18 protein-coding genes, 1 tRNA gene and 1 pseudogene are annotated in these 19,556 nt (G+C 53.7%); 6 read left to right on the top strand and 14 right to left on the bottom strand.

The annotated features are described in order from the left end of the window. Positions 1 to 85 precede the first annotated feature (85 nt). Positions 86 to 958: an aldo/keto reductase gene (locus C7M51_RS01145; RefSeq protein WP_160619777.1), complete on the bottom strand. Its 873-nt coding sequence runs from the start codon at positions 956 to 958 to the stop codon at positions 86 to 88. A gap of 219 nt (positions 959 to 1,177) precedes the next feature. Here C7M51_RS01145 and C7M51_RS01140 point away from each other — a divergent pair, with 219 nt between their 5' ends. After that, complete coding sequence (locus C7M51_RS01140) at positions 1,178 to 2,077, top strand: LysR family transcriptional regulator (protein ID WP_160619776.1); 900 nt, start codon at positions 1,178 to 1,180, stop codon at positions 2,075 to 2,077. 90 nt (positions 2,078 to 2,167) lie between these two features. Here C7M51_RS01140 and C7M51_RS01135 read toward each other — a convergent pair whose 3' ends face one another. After that, positions 2,168 to 2,959: a carboxymuconolactone decarboxylase family protein gene (locus C7M51_RS01135; RefSeq protein WP_160619775.1), complete on the bottom strand. Its 792-nt coding sequence runs from the start codon at positions 2,957 to 2,959 to the stop codon at positions 2,168 to 2,170. A gap of 24 nt (positions 2,960 to 2,983) precedes the next feature. Beyond that, the gene (locus C7M51_RS01130) at positions 2,984 to 3,337 is read right to left on the bottom strand and encodes a cyclophilin-like fold protein (RefSeq protein ID WP_160619774.1); all 354 of its coding nucleotides are present in this window, start codon (positions 3,335 to 3,337) and stop codon (positions 2,984 to 2,986) included. 233 nt (positions 3,338 to 3,570) lie between these two features. On the opposite strand from C7M51_RS01130, the pseudogene C7M51_RS01125 reads away from it, so the two are divergent. Beyond that, positions 3,571 to 3,696 (top strand): annotated as a pseudogene (locus C7M51_RS01125) (helix-turn-helix domain-containing protein); the annotation flags it as partial. Between the two features lie 207 nt (positions 3,697 to 3,903). On the opposite strand, the gene C7M51_RS01120 reads toward C7M51_RS01125, so the two are convergent. The 4 genes from C7M51_RS01120 to proB all read right to left on the bottom strand — a co-directional run bounded on the left by C7M51_RS01120 (position 3,904) and on the right by proB (position 6,950). Then, positions 3,904 to 4,194 carry a hypothetical protein gene (locus C7M51_RS01120; protein ID WP_160619773.1) on the bottom strand — a complete coding sequence of 97 codons (291 nt, stop codon included), beginning with the start codon at positions 4,192 to 4,194 and terminating at the stop codon, positions 3,904 to 3,906. 207 nt (positions 4,195 to 4,401) lie between these two features. Continuing rightward, positions 4,402 to 4,477, bottom strand: a tRNA-Thr gene (locus C7M51_RS01115). A gap of 105 nt (positions 4,478 to 4,582) precedes the next feature. Continuing rightward, on the bottom strand, positions 4,583 to 5,836 hold the full coding sequence (gene proA / locus C7M51_RS01110) for a glutamate-5-semialdehyde dehydrogenase (RefSeq protein WP_160623531.1): 1,254 nt from the start codon (positions 5,834 to 5,836) through the stop codon (positions 4,583 to 4,585). A 10-nt stretch (positions 5,837 to 5,846) separates the two neighbouring features. Further along, positions 5,847 to 6,950: a glutamate 5-kinase gene (gene proB, locus C7M51_RS01105; protein ID WP_160619772.1), complete on the bottom strand. Its 1,104-nt coding sequence runs from the start codon at positions 6,948 to 6,950 to the stop codon at positions 5,847 to 5,849. Positions 6,951 to 7,192: 242 nt separating this feature from the next. Between proB and C7M51_RS01100 the strand changes: the two genes are divergently transcribed. After that, positions 7,193 to 8,302, top strand: a complete 1,110-nt coding sequence (locus tag C7M51_RS01100) for a porin (protein ID WP_160619771.1) — start codon at positions 7,193 to 7,195, stop codon at positions 8,300 to 8,302. A gap of 134 nt (positions 8,303 to 8,436) precedes the next feature. Here C7M51_RS01100 and crl read toward each other — a convergent pair whose 3' ends face one another. The 3 genes from crl to gpt form a co-directional block, all read right to left on the bottom strand. Continuing rightward, the gene (crl, locus tag C7M51_RS01095; RefSeq protein ID WP_160619770.1) at positions 8,437 to 8,838 is read right to left on the bottom strand and encodes a sigma factor-binding protein Crl; all 402 of its coding nucleotides are present in this window, start codon (positions 8,836 to 8,838) and stop codon (positions 8,437 to 8,439) included. 60 nt (positions 8,839 to 8,898) lie between these two features. Next, positions 8,899 to 10,143 carry an esterase FrsA gene (gene frsA / locus C7M51_RS01090; RefSeq protein ID WP_160619769.1) on the bottom strand — a complete coding sequence of 415 codons (1,245 nt, stop codon included), beginning with the start codon at positions 10,141 to 10,143 and terminating at the stop codon, positions 8,899 to 8,901. A gap of 121 nt (positions 10,144 to 10,264) precedes the next feature. Continuing rightward, complete coding sequence (gene gpt / locus C7M51_RS01085) at positions 10,265 to 10,723, bottom strand: xanthine phosphoribosyltransferase (protein WP_160619768.1); 459 nt, start codon at positions 10,721 to 10,723, stop codon at positions 10,265 to 10,267. 253 nt (positions 10,724 to 10,976) lie between these two features. On the opposite strand from gpt, the gene pepD reads away from it, so the two are divergent. After that, on the top strand, positions 10,977 to 12,434 hold the full coding sequence (gene pepD / locus C7M51_RS01080) for a beta-Ala-His dipeptidase (RefSeq protein WP_160619767.1): 1,458 nt from the start codon (positions 10,977 to 10,979) through the stop codon (positions 12,432 to 12,434). Between the two features lie 69 nt (positions 12,435 to 12,503). Here pepD and dinB read toward each other — a convergent pair whose 3' ends face one another. Next, complete coding sequence (gene dinB, locus C7M51_RS01075) at positions 12,504 to 13,559, bottom strand: DNA polymerase IV (RefSeq protein WP_160619766.1); 1,056 nt, start codon at positions 13,557 to 13,559, stop codon at positions 12,504 to 12,506. A 242-nt stretch (positions 13,560 to 13,801) separates the two neighbouring features. Between dinB and dpaA the strand changes: the two genes are divergently transcribed. Continuing rightward, a complete protein-coding gene (dpaA, locus tag C7M51_RS01070) occupies positions 13,802 to 14,539 on the top strand; it encodes a peptidoglycan meso-diaminopimelic acid protein amidase (protein ID WP_160619765.1) in 738 nt (245 codons plus the stop codon). Here dpaA and C7M51_RS01065 read toward each other — a convergent pair. Beyond that, positions 14,510 to 15,277 (bottom strand): class II glutamine amidotransferase, encoded by a 768-nt coding sequence (locus C7M51_RS01065; protein WP_160619764.1) that lies wholly within the window; start codon positions 15,275 to 15,277, stop codon positions 14,510 to 14,512. The two genes, dpaA and C7M51_RS01065, sit on opposite strands and share 30 nt — an antisense overlap. 137 nt (positions 15,278 to 15,414) lie before the next feature. Beyond that, complete coding sequence (lpcA, locus tag C7M51_RS01060) at positions 15,415 to 15,996, bottom strand: D-sedoheptulose 7-phosphate isomerase (protein WP_141176892.1); 582 nt, start codon at positions 15,994 to 15,996, stop codon at positions 15,415 to 15,417. A 223-nt stretch (positions 15,997 to 16,219) separates the two neighbouring features. Between lpcA and fadE the strand changes: the two genes are divergently transcribed. Beyond that, on the top strand, positions 16,220 to 18,667 hold the full coding sequence (gene fadE, locus C7M51_RS01055) for an acyl-CoA dehydrogenase FadE (protein WP_160619763.1): 2,448 nt from the start codon (positions 16,220 to 16,222) through the stop codon (positions 18,665 to 18,667). Between the two features lie 333 nt (positions 18,668 to 19,000). Here fadE and cas6f read toward each other — a convergent pair whose 3' ends face one another. Then, positions 19,001 to 19,555: a type I-F CRISPR-associated endoribonuclease Cas6/Csy4 gene (cas6f, locus tag C7M51_RS01050; protein WP_160619762.1), complete on the bottom strand. Its 555-nt coding sequence runs from the start codon at positions 19,553 to 19,555 to the stop codon at positions 19,001 to 19,003. Between the last annotated feature and the right edge of the window lies 1 nt (position 19,556).

The raw sequence follows: 19,556 nt of genomic DNA, 5'->3' as shown, positions 1-19,556 counted from the left end.
CTCTTCATTTCACGTAGATGGTTGTCATACGCGGAACAAGTGATTCGGTTTGATGTATTATAACCCGGCGCAGATTCAAAAAGCGCTAACGATCGTGAATCTTCACACCAAGACAACCCCGCACAAATTCAGGATTAAAGTGTTTCACGGCATCACCAACGTAGCCTAAATCGAGTGAGCTGATTTGCGCCATCTCGCTCTCAGTCAATGAGAAATCCCAGATGGCGAAGTTCTCTTCAATACGTTCCTGACGGGTGGATTTAGGGATGACAGTGACACCACGCTGCACATTCCAGCGCAGGACAACCTGAGCAATTGTTTTTTTGTGAGCATCAGCAATTTGTTGCAGCATTTCATTTTCATAGGGCTTATGTCTTCCACCGCCTAAGGGTGCCCATGCTTCCGGCTGAACGTTGTAATACTTCATGGTTTCAAGTGCAGCAGGTTGAGCAAAATAAGGATGTAATTCAACTTGATTCACCATAGGCTTAATTCTGACGGTTTCGCAGAAGTTTGTTAATACATGAGCATAGAAATTGGACACTCCAATTGCCTTAAACTTACCGGCGTCATAGGCATCCTCCAGTGCACGCCATGCGCTGAAATAATCACGCATGGCCTGATGCAGTAAATAAAGGTCAAAATATTCCAGCCCTGATTTTTCTAACGACGCTTCAATCCCTGCTTTGGCCATATCGTAACTGGCCATGTCCTGTACCCACAGTTTTGAGGTAATAAATAGCTCTTCGCGGCTACATAACCCTTCGGCAATAGCCTCACGTACTGCGTCACCAACGGCATCTTCATTACCGTAAACTGCTGCGGTATCGATAAGGCGGTAGCCAGTACGAATAGCAGTCAATACTGACTGTTTACATTCTTCTTTATCTGTTACCTTAAAAACACCAAAACCTACCATCGGCATTTTTAGGTTATTGTTTAATAATGAATAATCCACTATTGAATTCCTCTGTCATACCCGAATAATCATTCTAGAATAAAAAGACAGACATGAGTAAGGCGCGAAATCTGATATGTCTTATGCACGATTTTCATAAATTACGCCCCCTGAAACCGACCAGGCTAAAAGCAGTAGTTCCTCATCCATTATGTGCCCCTTCTCTATGCATTACGCTACACTACCCCATCACTCTCTTTTGACAGTAAGGGGCACAGGTTGGCACGGGAAAACCTTAATGATTTAATGGCGTTTATAGTCGTCGCGCGTGAAAAGAGCTTTACCAAAGCAGCGGCGTATTTAGGCGTTTCACAATCAGCCCTCAGCCATACCATTCGAACCCTCGAATCCCGTCTGGGGATGAAACTTCTGACCCGCACCACGCGCAGTATTTCGTTGACCGATATAGGGCAATCCATGTTCGATGACCTCGGCCCTCATATTGATAGGATCCAGGAACGATTACAGTCACTGAAGGATCTCAACAGTAAAGCCGCCGGTACGGTACGTATATCAACGTCAGATTATGCGATCGGTTCTGTCATATGGCCCAAGCTTGAGCCGCTACTCAAGGAATACCCGGATATTACGCTGGAGCTGATTGATGACTATGCGCTGACGGATATTGTCTCCGGTCGCTTTGATGCAGGAACGCGGCTCGGTGAGCAAATATCTAATGGCATGATCTCAGTGCGTATCGGTCCGGATGTGCGCTTTGCCGTCGTGGGTTCTCCTGACTATTTTTCCCGTCATCCTTACCCACAGCATCCTAACGATCTTATAGATCACAACTGCATCAATCTTCGGTTTCCAACCCACGGTAATTTGTATGTCTGGGAGTTCGAAAAAGAGGGTAAGAGCCTGAACGTCAAAGTCAGCGGTCAGCTTGTGTTTAGCCGTATCTATCAAAATCTGCAGGCTGCCATAGAAGGATACGGACTGGCACATGTTCCCCGTGATATCGCTGAGAAACATCTCGCCCGTGGCGAACTGATTAGCGTCCTTGAAGACTGGTGTCCTTACTGGGATGGTTATTACATTTACTACCCGGAAAACAGAAATCATTCGAAAGCTTTCCAGCTCGTCATTGACGCGCTGCGCCATTACAAACATCCCTGAATATGCCCCGGCAGGATTAGCTACCTGCGATGACAGGGAGAAAAAAGCCAGCAACCTGTTCAGGCCCTGGCTTTTGCGAATTGTTATCCGTCAGGCGTGATTTCTGCCTGTAAATACCTCTTTAAATACGGGTAATGCCGAGAAAATGTTTGGCCAGCCAGCCACAAAGGCCAACTGCGTCAACACCTCTGAGGCCTGAGTCTGGGTCAAACCATTATCCATCGCCCGATTAAGATGATAAGGCACTTGCGCCACTTGTCCGGCGGTAACCAGTGCGCTGACGGTTACCAGGCTTCGGTCCCGTGGTGCCAGATCCGGGCGCAGCCACAGGTCGAGGAATAGCGCATCCGTGGTGTATTTCACTACACCTGGTGATACCTTGCCAAAGTTTGACTCAACCATCGTGGCACGTTGGTTTTCCGACGCTTTATCAAGAGGCAGGAAATCCACTTTATCCCCTGACAATGACGCCGTATCGATTTGGCGTTGTGCAAATACGTTACGTGCAACCAGTGCCGCAGAGGTGGCATTTGGCCAGCCAGCGTAAAATGCCAGGTGGGTAATTACCTCAGAGATTTCAACAGGCTTCACGCCGCTATCCAGCGCCACGTTAAGGTAGAGCGGAAGCTCAGCCGTATCATTACGGCTGATGAGTGCTGCAACTGTGACAAGACTGCGGTCGCGACGCGACAACTCCGGACGGTTCCAGAGATCTTTTTCAATAAATCGTTCAGCATACGCAGCCATAGCGGGTGCGACTTCAGCGACAGCGCTATGTGTATCTTCTGGTGTCATTTTCAAACTCCTGTTTTGCGTGGTTTGGGAAACGCATCCGCTCATCAATAACAGAGAAACAATAGCCAGGAATGTTCTGCTTATCATTCATGTTCTCCCGCCGAGTAATGATTATTCCGTCAGCAGTTCAAATCTGGCGCTATAGGCATCAGGGCGGAGGGGCAATGCGTCCGGCTCATCTAATTGCCCAAGCTTAATTAAGCCAGACACATAGTTATGAGATTTATAAAAAATAGCCAGATTTCCCCATGGGGCATAAAGGGTTATATCGCCTTTTTTTGCTGCCGTTCCTTCGGGTGAACCTTCGGTGGTCAACCGGGAAGGTAAGTCACTTATTTTCTCCTCCCTGGCGTAATCTTTCAGTTGCAACGTAAGCGGTAATAAGGCAGCAAATTCGCGGCTCGCAGGAGAGTCATTAAGAGTCGCGGTAAGGATTTTATCGTTGAGTATGATATTTATCTTCATTAAATTTTCCTGTGTATTCCGCTCGTTCGCTATAGCCGAAAACATCAATATCAGGCCCAACATGACCCATCTGAATACTTGGGTAATACACGTTTCTTTTTTAAAGAAATAAACATGAGGAGCCACTCGTTCGTAGTCCATTGCATCTATTTTTAACAGAAAGGAATGGCTTGTTAATCCCTCTTATTTGAATAGAGAAATGAAAGAAATTCATGAATCACTACAGTTATGCTGAGGACACACTGCGCAATGAGAGAATAGCAAAGCTGTTACAGGCTGGTATGTCCTACAGTGACGTAATGGAAACGGTAAATTGCTCAAGGGCAACGGTGGCAAAGGTCAGTAAGAGTCTCAAATAGATGGCTTAATTTGACTTGTGAAGAGTCACGCCCTGCTTTGGGTGGAGCTTTCTAATTGATTTCATTGCAGATATGTTGAGAAATTGCTTGTTAAACGCTACTTTCTCAGGTTCGCCGTCTAAACAGGTATTCATCAAATCCTCCAGACCTTCACAGATATGTTCCAGTAATCAATGAGGGTCGAAAATAACGAGTAATACCCTGATTTTACGGAAAAATTTTCATCAGTAACTTTCTGGCCTCATCTCTTAAATCATCGTTCACACGATTAGACGCAATAATTAGCCTTAATGCTTCTTCACTTGCCCCTGCGAAAATGATTGCTCTCGCTTTACTGGTGCGGCTCCCACAGCTTTTTTCTGTGTATCTTTCCTGAGTATGTAGCAGTTCAATAAGGTCAGCACGTGAAATAGTTGTGTTGGCAAACTTGCTGTAATACGTCACAAAGCACCCCATACCAATAGCTTTAAGGTAGGTGTGTAATTTTTCGTCATTCATTGAGAGGCCCTTAAGAGAATATCTGAGGGAATTGTAACCCTCTGAAAGTCATCTTAACCAGCGGGTAAATGAGATGAAAGGTTTGATGTCTGGATCCGGCTTACGCTTACCGTTATCCCTGTACCATTGTTTCTGGCATTCAACACAAGCCATGCAGCTTGAGTAATGTTCACTTTCACCATTTGATTTATAAGGATTTTTACATGATGGTGCCGATAATAGGAGTCGAACCTACGACCTTCGCATTACGAATGCGCTGCTCTACCAACTGAGCTATATCGGCGTTGAGGAGAGGTGCTACGGGCTGTAACGTTAAAAAAAAGCGGCGCCGGAGTCAAGAGGCGCCGTGTTGTATGCTGCTTTTGTCGCCAGATAGCGCTGATTAGCCCTACATTCTTATCGTATCGTCGCCATAGCCCACCCATTTATAGGTGGTAAGCGCTTCCAGACCCATCGGTCCGCGTGCGTGCAGCTTTTGGGTACTGACCGCCACTTCGGCCCCAAGGCCAAACTGACCGCCGTCAGTGAAGCGTGTGCTGGCGTTAACATAAACCGCAGATGAATCCACCTGGCGGATAAAACGATCGGCAGCGCGCGTATCACGCGTCAGAATCGCGTCGGAGTGCTGGGTGCCATGCTCGCGGATATGCGCTATCGCCTCATCCATATCGCTGACGATACGCACATTCAAATCAAGCGACAGCCATTCATCGTTATACTCTTCCGCTTTCACCGCCTCCACTTCCGCCGGCCCCTGCTGTAGCAGCGACAGAGAAAGCGCGTCGGCGTGCAGCTTGATGCCCTCCAGCGCCATACGCTGGCTCAGCGCAGGCAAGAAATCATCGGCAATGGCCTGGTTTACCAACAGCGTTTCTACCGAATTACAGGCGCTGGGGCGCTGTTTCTTGGCGTTAACGATAACCTTAAGCGCCGCGTCCGGATCATAGCTGTCATCGATATAAATATGGCAGACGCCGATACCGCCGGTAATCACCGGAATGGTTGACTGTTCGCGGCATAGCTTGTGCAGCCCGGCACCGCCGCGCGGGATCAGCATATCAACATAGCGATCCAGCTTCAGTAGCTGATTAACCAGCTCGCGATCCGGGCTTTCAATCGCCTGCACCGCGCCCGCTGGTAAACCATGCTGTTGCAGCGCAGACTGAATCACGCGCACCGTCGCGCCGTTGGTGCGACAGGTCTCTTTGCCGCCGCGCAGGATCACCGCGTTGCCGGTTTTCAGACAAAGCGAAGCTACATCCACCGTAACGTTCGGGCGCGCTTCATAAATCACGCCGACTACGCCGAGCGGCACGCGGCGGCGCTCAATACGCAGTCCGCTATCCAGCAGGCCGCCATCGATCAACTGCCCAACCGGATCGGCCAGGCGGCAAACCTGACGAACATCGTCCGCGATGCCCTTTAGCCGTGTCGCATCCAGCGTCAGGCGATCCAGCAGCGCGGCGCTCATGCCATTATGGCGCGCGTCCGCCAGATCCTGCTCGTTGGCGGCCAAAATTGTCGCGCTCTGCGCTTCAAGCTGGTCAGCGATAGTCATCAGCACGCGGTTTTTCTCCGCGGTAGTCAGCGTGGCAAGCTGATATGAGGCCGCTTTCGCCGCCTTGCCCATTTGTTCCAGCATCATAGCCCCCTTAGCTGACAATCATGTCGTCGCGGTGCATGGCGACCGGACCATATTCGTATCCCAGGATATCACCGATCTCCTGGCTGTGATGACCGGCAATCATGCGCAGCGCATCGCTGTTATAACGTGAAACGCCGTGGGCGATATCGCGCCCTTGCAGGCTACGGATACGGATGACTTCGCCGCGAGAGAAGTTACCACTCACTTCACGAATCCCTTTAGGCAGCAACGAGCTGCCGCGCTCCAGTACCGCCGACAGCGCGCCGTCATCAATGATAATTTCTCCGGCTGGTGGCGCGCCGAAAATCCAGCGCTTACGCGTTTCCAGCGGCGTCTCCTGCGCGTGGAAACGCGTACCGACCGGCTTGCCTTCAATCACATCGCCAATCACGCCCGGACGGCTGCCCGCAGCGATAATCACTTCGATACCGGCGCGGCAGGCCACGTCCGCCGCCTGAAGTTTGGTGGTCATGCCGCCGGTGCCCAGCCCGGAAACGCTGTCTCCGGCGATAGTGCGCAGCGCATCGTCGATGCCGTGCACGTCACTGATCAGCTCCGCCTGCGGATTGCTACGCGGATCGGCGGTAAATAATCCCTGCTGATCGGTCAGCAGCAGCAGCTTATCCGCACCCGCCAGCATTGCCGCCAGCGCCGAGAGGTTATCGTTATCGCCTACCTTGATCTCAGCGGTTGCCACCGCATCGTTCTCGTTGATCACCGGCACGATATTGTTATCCAGCAGCGCACGCAGCGTATCGCGCGCGTTAAGGAAGCGCTCACGATCTTCCATATCTGCCCGCGTCAGCAACATCTGCCCAATATGAATGCCATAGATGGAAAACAGCTGTTCCCACAGCTGAATCAAACGGCTCTGCCCCACCGCAGCCAGCAGCTGCTTTGAGGCGATGGTAGGCGGCAGTTCCGGGTATCCCAGGTGTTCACGACCGGCGGCCATCGCGCCGGACGTCACGATCACAATTCGATGGCCCGCCGCGTGCTGCTGTGCGCACTGACGAACTAACTCCACAATATGTGCCCGATTTAACCGACGCGATCCGCCGGTCAGCACGCTGGTTCCCAGTTTGACCACTAAGGTCTGACTGCCGCTCATGTTTTCCTGCCGTAATAAAAATGTCTGTGAAGGGACGTTTTATCAGGAGTGGCGCAGGATGCCAACAGCCGCTGCGGGAAAAGCACAGAAAATCCCTGACAACGACAGTGTGCAAAAGTTCGCCATTCACAAGAAGCACGCAAAAGCTTCATAAAACATTCACACATTCCCGGTAAAAACGTTTCTGTTTTTTACAATGCTTCACAAACGCTTTTATTTTTACTCATCGGGATAGAGAACAAATGAAAAAGAACGCACTGGCACTGTTGGCTTCCGCACTGGCTCTGAGCTCCGCCGCCCAGGCTGCTGAAGTGTACAATAAAGATGGCAACAAGCTGGACTTCTACGGCAAAGTGAAAGCCATGCGTTATATCAGCGACGCGGAAACCAACCCCAACAACAATGCTGATAAATCCTACGTGCGTATCGGCTTTAAAGGTCAGACGCAGATTAATGAACTGATGACCGGCTACGGTCAGTGGGAATACCAGTACAACCTTAATAACCCGGAAAGCGACTCAAACGTGGGCAACAAGACCCGCCTTGGCTTCGCCGGGATTAAAGTGGGTAATTACGGCTCAATCGATTATGGCCGCAACTACGGCCTGATTTATGATGTGGAAGCTATCACCGATATGATGCCGGAGTTCGGTGCCACCGCCTACACCTCCGCTGACGTCTATATGCTGACCCGCACCAACGGCGTGGCTACCTGGCGCAACAGCAACTTCTTCGGCCTGGTTGATGGGCTGGATTTCGCCCTGCAATACCAGGGTAAAAACGAAAGCACCTCTCGCAACGACGGCGTCTCCAACGGAGACGGCATGGCGGCGTCACTTTCCTATACCATCATTGATGGCCTGAGCGTTAAAGGCGCGGTCTCCTCCTCTAACCGTACGCTGGATCAGAAAAACAGCGTCTTCGGCGGTGGTGACAAAGCGGAAGCCTGGGCTACCGGCATCAAATATGATAACAACGGCGTCTATCTGGCAGCCAACTACGCAGAAACGCGCAATATGAACCCGATCAGCGGCACCGCGCAGGTTGGCGGCAATGATGTTGCCGTAAGTGGTTACGCTAACCGTCTGCAAAACATCGAGCTGGTAGCGCAGTATCAGTTTGATTTCGGCCTGCGTCCGTCGCTGGCTTACGTGCAGACGAAAGTGAAGGATATCGAAGGTGGCGTGGGCGATGCGGATTACTACAAATTTGCTGACGTAGGCGCAACGTATTACTTCAACAAAAACATGTCTGCCTTTGTTGATTACAAGATTAACCTGCTGGATGACAACAACACGCTGAATCGCAACACCGATGATATCGTGGCAATCGGCATGACCTACCAGTTCTGATGTATGGCGGTCAGTCTGTGATCCAGGCTGGCCGTCATGCCAGAAAATGAAGTGCTTACTCTCTGACTGTGTCTAAAACAAGGGGCAGACTGTATGCCTGCCCCTGATTACAGGTAACGCGCTTTAAGCTTTCATCAGGCGGACAGTTTTACCGGCTGTTCGTCAACGCCCTGCGCGGGCAACAGACCCAGCTCCAGCTCAGCCAGCGTTGTTTTCAGACGCTCATGGAAATTCCGCAGTGTCTCTTCCAGACGGTCTTCGTTTTCTTTGCCTTTAATGGCGCACGGCTTCCAGTTGCCCTCTTTATCATGCAGACCATAGTAGTACTGATAGGTAAAGTGATCGGACTGCGCATCCAGTTCCAGCCACCATCCCCAAAACTCACGATTTTCTGGTGCAGGCTTAACATTGACGCAAACGGCCAGGCAGTCAAAAAAGAAACGCTCATTCTCGCATTTGTTCTCGCGAATATAGGGCCCCAGCGCGGTAAAACGTTTAATTAACCGGCTTCGGGGATGTCCACTCGGTAAAGCCATGGTTTCCACCTCCTTAAATGAGCTAACAGTTTTAGCAAACTAATGCAAAATAGCAACTCATCACTTCAACTGTTGTGCCAGCCAGTTACAAATCGTTTGCAGGGCGCGATCAAAATTCTGCAATACCGGTGAAAAATTGATGGGCAGCAGCTTGCCGTTGGCGGAGGAGTTAACGATCAGGCGCGAATCCTCCTCCGGGCTCCAGGGATCGTTTTCCCAGAAACCCGACAGCATTGGCGTAGGAGTGCGGCGTCCCAACAGGCCCTGCGTTTTCAGCGAATAGCGGTTTAGCTCGGTGCGTAGCGTCTCATCGGTCGCCTGGGCCATATCCAGGCGGCTCGCCAGCACATCGATATACATTTCAGGCACCCTTGCCTGCTGCGTGGCGTTCGCCAGCATCGTATGAACGATCGGACCAAGACAGGCAACACCGCGCAGACGCTGCGCCTCCAGATAGGCCAGCCGTACCGCCACGTTCGCGCCAAAGCGATAGCCCAGCGCCGCCACGCGCGTATGATCCACCCAGGGCACCGTTTCCAGCCCGCGCAGCACCTGCTGATGCAGAAAGCTGGTATCCTGCGTTAGCTTCCATTTGGCAGAGAAGCCAACCGAAGGCATATCGATAGTCAGCATTGCAATGCCGCGCGGTGCCAGATAGTCATGAAACAGACGATAGTGATCGATTTGCAGGTTATCGAGATTGCCGCACATCAGTACCGTTGGATAAGGCGCGCTGACGTCTGGCGGCATATGCAAAAAGCCGGTAATCGGGCTGCCGCCCTGAATCGGGAAGGAAAGTTCACGCAGCTCGCCGGGCAGACGTCGCGTCGCCTCTTCGTAGGCACGGTTAGCCAGCGTCTGCGCCTGTTCAGCCAACTCATCGCCCTTGATATGCGGCCAGGCTGCCAGGCTGTAAAGGTTGACCGCATGTAGCCAGCGCTGGCCCGCCTGCGGCGTATCGCCCGCGTCGAGCGCTTTCTGCTGCCACAGCGCTGCCTGCTTGCTCCACTCATAAATCCAGTTGCCGCTACGATAGCCAATCACCGTATCCAGCAGCGCCTCGTTGGTGCGTTCTGCCTGGCAGGCAGAAATACGCGCCAGCACTTCGATAATCTCCTGGGCGGGCAGGCCACGCCAGTTCCAGAGCAGGCGATTAAGCATACGATACCAGCTCGAATGGCTTTCACCGTCCAGCGTGGACTGCACGGTTGAGGTCTGATGCCGCCGCTGGCGTACCAGTGATGAGGTTTCAGGATGTTTGAATCGAGGTTTAAACAGCTCTTCACTGAGATTTTTTGCTGGCATAGCGTAGCTCTCCTCCCGCGGCGCAATAACGAGACTAGAGTTTACTTCACCCTTCCGGGGGGTGCGACCCACAGAAACAATAACGCCCGGACGAACCGGGCGCTAGTTTGATGCAGGTCAATCAGCGGTTGACGATTGGCGGAATAAAGGCCACGCCCATATCCCACGGCTGTTCAATCCAGGTGTTCTGCGGGATATCCACGACATAATCGTCCACCAGCGGCGCACCCGCAGGCTTGGCGAAAATAGTGACGAAACGGGCTTTCGGATACATTTCACGGATCGCCTGCGCAGTACCGCCGGTATCCACCAGGTCATCAATAACGATAAAGCCTTCGCCGTCGCCTTCCGCACGCTTCAGCACGGTCATTTCGCGCTGATGGTCATGGTCATAGCTGGAGATGCAGACCGTATCGACATAGCGAATAGAAAGTTCGCGCGCCAGCAGCGCGGCAGGAACCAGGCCACCGCGACTTACCGCGATAATGCCTTTCCACTGTTCGACAGGAAGCAGGCGCTGGGCCAGTTTGCGGGCATGAATCTGCAACATGTCCCAGGTGACGACGTATTTTTCGCTCATAAAAGGAATCCCGGCCAATCGACTTGGCTTAAAAAATATGCAATGGGAAAAGGTTGCGCGGCATTATAAGGATCTGGCGTGCTAAAAACCAGCACCGGATTGCGCAGTTGGCGCATTTTAACGCGTCTGACTGCACAGCGGGCGGGAAAGAATGTTATTCTCACAACATCACGTCAGATTCGCTGACGGCGATCGATTACCAGAAATTTTGTAACGATGCGCAGCCGCGCACCGATGACACAGGAGACCTGTCGTGTCTGAATTGTCTCAACTCTCTCCCCAGCCGCTGTGGGATATTTTCGCTAAAATTTGTTCTATCCCGCATCCTTCTTTTCATGAAGAAGCGCTGGCGCAGCACATCCTCTCCTGGGCGAAGGAGAAAGGCTTCTGGTGCGAACGCGACCAGGTCGGCAATATTTTGATTCGCAAACCGGCAACGCCGGGCATGGAAAACCGTAAACCAGTCGCGCTACAGGCGCATCTGGATATGGTGCCGCAGAAAAACAACGACACCGTACACGATTTTACGAAAGACCCGATTCAGCCGTGGATTGATGGCGAATGGGTAAAAGCACGCGGCACCACGCTGGGCGCTGATAACGGTATCGGCATAGCTTCCGCGCTGGCGGTGCTGGCCGATGACAGCGTAGAGCACGGCCCGCTGGAAGTGCTGCTGACCATGACGGAAGAAACCGGCATGGATGGCGCGTTTGGCCTGCAACCCAACTGGCTACAGTCAGAAATCCTGATTAACACCGATTCGGAAGAAGAAGGTGAAATCTATATGGGCTGCGCGGGCGGCATTGACGTCACCTCAACCCTGCCGCTACAGCGTGAAGCCGTTCCGGCCGGTTACGAGCACCTGCGTCTGACGCTGAAAGGGCTGAAAGGCGGTCACTCCGGTGCGGATATTCATCTCGGCCTCGGCAATGCTAATAAGCTGCTGGTACGTTTCCTCGCCGATCACGCCCGTGATTTCGATCTGCGTCTGGTGGATTTCGCCGGGGGTACGCTGCGCAATGCTATCCCGCGTGAAGCCTTTGCTACCTTTGCGCTGCCGACGGCAAAAATCGATGCGCTGAAATCAGCGGCGATGGGCTATCTCGCCACGCTGCAAAACGAGCTGGGTGCAGTAGAGAAAAATATCGCGCTGCAAACCGAGCCGGTAGCGGGTGACGTACAGGCGCTGACGGCCCAGAGCCGCGATCGCTTTATCGCCCTGCTGAACAGTACGCCGAACGGCGTCATCCGCAACTCCGACGTGGCAAAAGGCGTAGTGGAAACCTCCCTGAATATCGGCGTAGTTTCCATGGACGAGCAGGAAGCGAAAATTAACTGCCTGATCCGCTCGCTGATCGACAGCGGCAAGGAGTCTGTCGTCGCGATGCTCGCTTCGCTGGGCGAACTGGCTGGCGCGCAGACCGTGGCAAAAGGCAGCTATCCGGGCTGGCAGCCGGACGCCAGCTCGCCGGTGATGGCGCTGGTGCGTGAAACCTATCACCGTCTGTTTAACAAAACGCCGAACATTCAGGTGATTCACGCCGGTCTGGAGTGCGGCCTGTTTAAGAAACCTTACCCGGATATGGATATGGTTTCTATCGGCCCGACCATTACCGGCCCGCACTCGCCGGATGAGCAGGTACATATTGGCAGCGTCGGCCTTTACTGGCAGCTGCTGACCGAACTGCTGAAGGCGATTCCGGCGAAATAAATCGCGGCCTGTCACATAACGTTTCAAAGCCAGACGCAGGTCTGGCTTTTCTTTTTTATCGCGCCAGCCTTACAGCCCCAACAGCAGCTGACGCTCCAGCTGGGGATTAAGCAGCGTAACGTGCAGGCCTACCAGCCGGACACCGCGCCCGCCGCGCCGTGCATCCCAGGCCTCTTTCGCTACCGCCAGCAAATCCTCTTTGTTCAGCATCGGCCAGACATGCTCCTGAGTCGTTTGCTGAAAATCGCTGAACTTGAGCTTAACGCCCTGCCGGGCAATATGACGATCCGGCTTGATTTTGGTCAGCCGCCGCTCCAGCTCCTCATACAGGCGATCGATAATCTCAATGCACTGCTCCCAGTGATGAATATCTTCTGACAGCGTGCGCTCCACGCCGAGTGATTTACGCTCGCGATCGGCAACCACTTCGCGTTCATCAATGCCGTGGCTGCGTTCCCAAATTACGCGGCCAAATTTACCAAAGCGCTTTAGCAGCATCGCCAGATCGCTGTTCTGCACATCGGCACAGGTGCGCAGCCCCAAGTCTTCCAGCTTTTTCGCCGTCACCTTACCGACGCCGGGAATTTTTGCCAGCGGCAGCGTCAGCAGAAACGACGGCATCTTATCCGGTGTAATAACAAACTGCCCGTTGGGCTTATTTAAATCAGAGGCGATTTTGGCGAGAAACTTAACCGGCGCGATGCCCGCCGAAGCGGTAAGGTTAAGCTCGTCGGCAATGGTCTGGCGAATCTCACGGGCGATCAGCGTTGCCGAACCGTGACAGTGCGAGCTGTTGCTGACATCCAGATAGGCTTCATCCAGCGACAGCGGCTCAATCAGGGAGGTGTAGCGGGAAAAGATCTCACGAATATGGGCGGAGGCTTCTTTATAGGCGTCAAAGCGCCCCGGCAGCAGCGTCAGATGCGGGCAGAGTTTTAGCGCCATCGCCGTAGACATCGCGCTGCGCACGCCATATTTACGCGCCGGATAGTTCGCGGTGCTGATCACGCCGCGCTGGGTATGGCTGCCGCCGATAGCCAGCGGAATATCGCGCAGGCTGGGGTTATCGCGCATTTCCACCGCGGCGTAAAAACAGTCCATATCGACATGAATGATTTTGCGCATACCCCCTCCGCCAACACTGGATAAGTATACAGTCAGCCTGCAAGAATTCAATGGCGTAGCATCGGGATTATTCACGCGGACTGCTGCGCGGCGGTGAAATCACAGCAATTTATTAACGTGCATCTTGATAAAAAAACAGACAGTGATAATGTTGCGCTGCGATAGCGGAATTCTCCGATTATGCAAGTCACAAACGCCATCAAGCGTTGCAGTTTAACCCCCTAATTATCAAGGGAAAAAGAATGGGCAAAATCGCACTCTTGTTTGCGATGATTCTTTTGCCGGCCCTCAGCATGGCAAGCATACCTGAACCTGCACAACCACTTGCGCCGGTCAGTAAAGAGTTAAAGAAGCAGCTATTAGGCACGCCGGTCTACATTCAGATCTTCAAAGAAGAACGCACGCTGGAGCTGTACGGTAAAATCGGCAACGAATATCGCCTGCTCGACAGCTATCGCATCTGTAATTTTTCTGGCGGCCTGGGGCCAAAGCGTCGTCAGGGTGATTTTAAAAGCCCGGAAGGTTTTTACAGCGTTAAGCTAAGCCAGCTGAAGCCGGATAGCCGCTTTTATCGCGCCATCAATATTGGTTTCCCCAACCAGTACGATCGCGAACGCGGCTATGATGGTAAATACCTGATGATTCATGGTGCCTGCGTCTCCATCGGCTGTTATGCGATGACTAACGCCTATATGGATGAGATTTTCAGCTACGTCGATGCCGCCCTGCGCAACGGTCAGCCGGAAGTGGCGGTCAGCATCTATCCGTTCCGCATGACCGAAAGCAATATGCACAACCACCGCAACTCCTATTACGCCAGCTTCTGGCGGGAGCTACAGCCGGGCTACGCCTGGTTTGTTGAGCATCGCCAGCCGCCGACGATGGTGGTCAGCAACGGCAAGTATGTGCTGAACGGTACGCCGGTCAGCGGCACGCCTGCCGCCTCCCAGTCATTCCTGGCGCTCACCCAGGCAAAATAGCTGCCATTCACCTGGCGCAATCCGGTGCCAGGTTTCATTGCCGGTTAACGGCTGTGTGGCAATCACCGTGACCACGTCATTTGGCGTGGTCTGCTTTTGAAAATCGATCTCCACATCCTGATCCAGCAGTTTGGCTTTGCCAAAAGGCGCACGCCGCGTAATCCAGAACAGATTGGTTGAGCAGTAGGCCATTAAATAGCGCCCGTCCGACAGCAGCATATTAAATACGCCTTTCTGCCGCAGCTCTGCCGCCAGTTCAGCAATATAACGAAATACCGCAGGCCAGTTGCCGGGCGTGCGCGGATAGCGCGTCGCCAGCTTATGCAGCAGCCAGCAGAACGCCTTTTCACTGTCGGTTTCGCCTACCGGACGAAAATTGCCGGTCTCCAGCTGACGATAGCCGTTAAGCTGGCCGTTATGGGCGTAGGTCCAGTGGCGGCCCCAGAGTTCGCGGGTAAAGGGATGCGTATTTTCCAGCGAGACCTGGCCACGGTTGGCCTGACGAATATGCGCCACTACCGAACAGGATTTTATCGGATACTCCTGCACCAACCGTGCAATCGGCGAGCTGTAGCTGGGCTGCGGATCTTTAAAGGTGCGGCAGCCTTTATTTTCATAAAAGGTGATGCCCCAGCCATCCTTATGCGGCCCGGTGCCGCCGCCGCGCTGCACCAGTCCGGTGAAGCTAAAGCAAATATCAGTTGGGACATTAGCGCTCATACCGAGCAGTTCACACATAGTCGGAGCCTCCGGCACGATTTAGCGTCGATTATAACCAAACAGCAGAGGAATACGCAGCGATGAAAACGGACGGAGCAGCGGCTGAAACAGGCCGCGCCGGGGGTGACGCGGCAGCCTTCACGACGGGTTCGCCGTTACTTTTTCTCCATCTCTTTTTCGATCAGCAGCATCAGGATATGGATCACTTTGATATGAATCTCCTGGATGCGGTCAGCATAACCGAAATGAGGCACGCGGATTTCAATATCGGCGCTGCCTGCCATTTTGCCGCCATCTTTACCGGTCAGGGTAATCACTTTCATGCCCTGAGCGCGCGCCGCTTCAATCGCCTTGATCACATTAGCAGAGTTGCCTGAGGTAGAGATCCCCAGCAGCACATCGCCCGCACGCCCTACCGCCTCAACGTAGCGCGAGAAGACATAATCGTAGCCAAAATCGTTACTGACGCAGGAGAGATGGCTAACGTCAGAGATAGCGATAGCCGGATAGCCGGGACGGTTTTCACGGTAGCGCCCGGTCAGTTCTTCAGCAAAGTGCATCGCATCGCAGTGCGAGCCGCCATTGCCGCAGGAAAGCACCTTGCCGCCCGCTTTAAAACTGTCGGCCAGCAACACCGCCGCGCGCTGGATCGCGTGAATATTGGCGTCTTCGCTCAGGAATTTATTTAGCGTGTCCGCTGCTTCGTTAAGTTCTGAACGAATAATATCCTGGTACATAGGGATGTCCTTTGGATGAGAAAGAGTCAGCGCAAGTTTACCGAAATGGTCATAACCCGCAAAGCGCTACGCGTTGAAGTCTGCGATTTACCTAAAGTTAGCAGCGGAGTGTGAGCCACGTTGTAATTATTATGTTATGCAATTGCTAAAAAATACTATCTGCTCTAAATCTGTACTCAGGCCTAACAGGTCAGACCTCTTACTTGATACGGAGCGGTTCATTATGATGGTTCTTTCTGTTCTTGCGACGCTGGTGCTGATCGGCGTGCTTTTCTGGCATCGGATTTCGCTGCCCGCCAGCAGCGCAATTCTGCTGCTCTGGACGGCGGCAATGGCGCTGCTCGACCTCTGGACGCCCTGGCTGCTGTTGCCGCTGGCTATCGTACTGCTGCCTTTCAACCTGCCGACGCTGCGCCGTTCGCTGTTCTCTGCGCCGATGCTGCGCACCTTTCGTAAAGTGATGCCGCCGATGTCCCGTACCGAGAAAGAGGCGATCGATGCGGGCACCACCTGGTGGGAAGGCGATCTGTTTCGCGGCAACCCGGACTGGAAAAAGCTGCATAACTACCCGCAACCGCGCCTGACCGCCGAAGAACAGGCATTTCTCGACGGCCCGGTGGAAGAAGCCTGCCGTATGGCGAACGATTTCCAGATCACCCATGAGATGGCCGATCTGCCGCCGGCGCTGTGGGCATATCTGAAAGAGCATCGCTTCTTCGCCATGATTATCAAGAAAGAATATGGCGGCCTGGAATTCTCCGCTTACGCGCAGTCACGCGTATTGCAAAAGCTGGCGGGCGTTTCTGGTATCCTGGCGATCACCGTCGGCGTACCGAACTCGCTCGGCCCTGGCGAACTGCTACAGCATTACGGCACCGATGAACAGAAAGATCGCTATCTGCCTGGTCTGGCGCGCGGCGAAGAGATCCCCTGCTTTGCGCTGACCAGCCCGGAAGCGGGTTCCGATGCGGGTGCCATTCCCGATACCGGCGTGGTTTGCATGGGGGAATGGCAGGGGCAGCAGGTGTTGGGTATGCGCCTCACCTGGAACAAGCGTTACATTACGCTGGCACCGATTGCCACCGTGCTTGGCCTGGCCTTTAAGCTGTACGATCCCGAACATCTGCTGGGCGATACTGAAGAACTCGGCATCACCTGCGCCCTGATCCCGACGCAGACACCGGGCGTAGAGATTGGCAAACGTCACTTTCCGCTGAACGTGCCGTTTCAGAACGGCCCGACGCGCGGCAAAGATATTTTCGTGCCGATTGATTACATTATCGGCGGCCCGAAAATGGCCGGCCAGGGCTGGCGGATGCTGGTTGAGTGCCTGTCGGTAGGCCGCGGCATTACCCTGCCCTCAAATTCTACCGGCAGCCTGAAAAGCCTGGCGCTGGCAACCGGTGCCTATGCGCGTATCCGCCGTCAGTTCAAAGTCTCTATCGGTAAAATGGAAGGCATTGAAGAGCCGCTGGCGCGTATCGCCGGTAACGCGTATGTGATGGACGCCGCAGCCTCGCTGATTACCTACGGCATCATGCTTGGCGAAAAACCGGCGGTGCTCTCAGCAATCGTAAAATATCACTGCACCCATCGCGGCCAGCGCGCCATTATTGACGCGATGGATATTGCCGGTGGTAAAGGCATTATGCTCGGTAAAAGCAACTTCCTGGCGCGGGCTTATCAGGGTGCGCCGATCGCCATTACCGTTGAAGGGGCTAATATTCTGACGCGCAGCATGATTATCTTCGGTCAGGGTGCCATTCGCTGTCATCCTTATGTGTTGCAGGAGATGGCGGCCGCCGAACGCAACGATCTTGCCAGTTTCGACCGGGCGCTGTTCAGCCATATCGGTCATGTGGGCAGCAATGCGGTGCGCAGCCTGTGGCTTGGTATCACTGCCGGACGCACCAGCGCCTCGCCGACGCGTGACGCCACGCGCCGCTACTATCAGCATCTGAACCGCATCAGCGCTAACCTTGCCCTGCTGTCGGATGTCTCCATGTCGGTGCTGGGCGGCAGCCTGAAACGCCGCGAGCGTGTCTCCGCGCGTCTTGGCGATGTACTGAGCCAGCTCTATCTCGCCTCGGCAGCGCTGAAGCGTTATGACGACGAAGGGCGTCAGGAAGCGGATCTGCCGCTGCTGCACTGGGGCGTACAGGATGCGCTGAATCAGGCGGAGGATGCGATTGACGATCTGCTGCGTAACTTCCCTCACGCCGCCGCTGGCGCCATGCTGCGCCTGATGATTTTCCCGGCGGGACGTCATTGTCGCGCCCCCTCCGACTGTCTCGATCATCAGCTGGCGAAGCTGCTGCAAACGCCATCCGCCACGCGTTCACGGCTGGGACGCGGCCAGTATTTAACGCCGAGCGAGCATAACCCAGCCGGACAGCTGGAAGCCGCGTTGCAGGATATTATGGCGGCGGAGGTCATTCACGAACGCCTGAGCAAACAGTTGAAAAAACATCTGCCGTTTACCCGCCTTGATGAGCTGGCGCAGCGCGCCTTGCAGGAAGGATGGATTAGCGCGGAGGAAGCCGAGGTGCTGAAGCAGGCTGAGGTGAGCCGTTTGCGCTCGATTAACGTGGATGAGTTTGAGGCGGATGCGCTGGCAACCCAGCCGGTAAAGCCGCAGCAATCGCCGCTGCGCAAGAGTGAAGCGGCCTGATCATAAAACAGGACATCGCAATAAACTACGTTGCCCGCTTATGATTAACCGCAACGAGCTAAAAGGGCCTGGGCTAACGCTCAGGCCCTTTTTTAGCTGCCTGTACGGCAGTGGAGCAGATATTTCATAGCCATCTGCATCGTGTTCGCTTCTAAGCTGCCTGTACGGCAGTGAACCGTTGAAAATATCGATATTCTTTCATAATTTCAATAAATTACCCCTTTCTCTCAGTAAAATCCTTTTTTCTTTCTTTGCAACAATGACGATTGCTGCCATTCATTCAGTGACGTCGAAGGCAAAAGAGGCCTGCCGCTGGCGGGCAGGATATTGTGGTTAAAACCAGGGAATCGTTGCCGTTGCGCTCAGGCCATAGGCGCTAAAGCTTCCCTCGCTGGCGCTGTTGCGTAGCGGACCGTGCGCGATAAACAGCGGAAATGCCTGCCCGGTCGAGGCACTTTTCAGCCGCACATAGGGCAGTTGGCTACGCTGTTCGGCTGAAACCCCGATCTGGCAGCGCGCCTGTTCTTCGCTCAGCCAGCCCTTTTTCACCGAACGCCGCCGCAGCCGTTCGGCGCTGCTTTTAACCTGTACGCGCCTGACGGTGCGGTACTGCACCGAAGACGGAACCGGCTGAATCTCCCCCAGTTCGATATGGTCACGCATGCCTTTCAGCCAGGGCTGCTGCTGCAAAAGCGCCAGATCCTGTGCTGAACCATGCAGGCGCAGCGTATTACCTAAATCGCCCTTAACCTGTGGAAAGCTGACACCAACCTGCTGGCTGCCCATCTCCACCAGCGCCCGGTGCAATTTAGCGAAAAGCACCGACATCAGCTGCTGAAGCGAAAACTCCGGATCGGGCAGCAGGCGAATATCCTGATAATGATCCATA

It is taken from the genome of Mixta intestinalis (assembly GCF_009914055.1).
Classification (GTDB): Bacteria; Pseudomonadota; Gammaproteobacteria; order Enterobacterales; family Enterobacteriaceae; genus Mixta; species Mixta intestinalis.
Note: the sequence above shows the minus strand (reverse complement) of the source record. Positions and strands in the feature narration are given on the sequence as shown.

Excerpts from the sequence above, each read along its gene's own strand:
- C7M51_RS01135 (WP_160619775.1), bottom strand. The coding sequence starts at position 2,959 with ATGATAAGCAGAACATTCCTGGCTATTGTTTCTCTGTTATTGATGAGC.
- C7M51_RS01130 (WP_160619774.1), bottom strand. The coding sequence starts at position 3,337 with ATGAAGATAAATATCATACTCAACGATAAAATCCTTACCGCGACTCTT.
- C7M51_RS01120 (WP_160619773.1), bottom strand. The coding sequence starts at position 4,194 with ATGAATGACGAAAAATTACACACCTACCTTAAAGCTATTGGTATGGGG.
- proA (WP_160623531.1), bottom strand. The coding sequence starts at position 5,836 with ATGCTGGAACAAATGGGCAAGGCGGCGAAAGCGGCCTCATATCAGCTT.
- proB (WP_160619772.1), bottom strand. The coding sequence starts at position 6,950 with ATGAGCGGCAGTCAGACCTTAGTGGTCAAACTGGGAACCAGCGTGCTG.
- C7M51_RS01100 (WP_160619771.1), top strand. The coding sequence starts at position 7,193 with ATGAAAAAGAACGCACTGGCACTGTTGGCTTCCGCACTGGCTCTGAGC.
- crl (WP_160619770.1), bottom strand. The coding sequence starts at position 8,838 with ATGGCTTTACCGAGTGGACATCCCCGAAGCCGGTTAATTAAACGTTTT.
- frsA (WP_160619769.1), bottom strand. The coding sequence starts at position 10,143 with ATGCCAGCAAAAAATCTCAGTGAAGAGCTGTTTAAACCTCGATTCAAA.
- gpt (WP_160619768.1), bottom strand. The coding sequence starts at position 10,723 with ATGAGCGAAAAATACGTCGTCACCTGGGACATGTTGCAGATTCATGCC.
- dinB (WP_160619766.1), bottom strand. The coding sequence starts at position 13,559 with ATGCGCAAAATCATTCATGTCGATATGGACTGTTTTTACGCCGCGGTG.
- dpaA (WP_160619765.1), top strand. The coding sequence starts at position 13,802 with ATGGGCAAAATCGCACTCTTGTTTGCGATGATTCTTTTGCCGGCCCTC.
- C7M51_RS01065 (WP_160619764.1), bottom strand. The coding sequence starts at position 15,277 with ATGTGTGAACTGCTCGGTATGAGCGCTAATGTCCCAACTGATATTTGC.
- lpcA (WP_141176892.1), bottom strand. The coding sequence starts at position 15,996 with ATGTACCAGGATATTATTCGTTCAGAACTTAACGAAGCAGCGGACACG.
- fadE (WP_160619763.1), top strand. The coding sequence starts at position 16,220 with ATGATGGTTCTTTCTGTTCTTGCGACGCTGGTGCTGATCGGCGTGCTT.
- cas6f (WP_160619762.1), bottom strand. The coding sequence starts at position 19,555 with ATGGATCATTATCAGGATATTCGCCTGCTGCCCGATCCGGAGTTTTCG.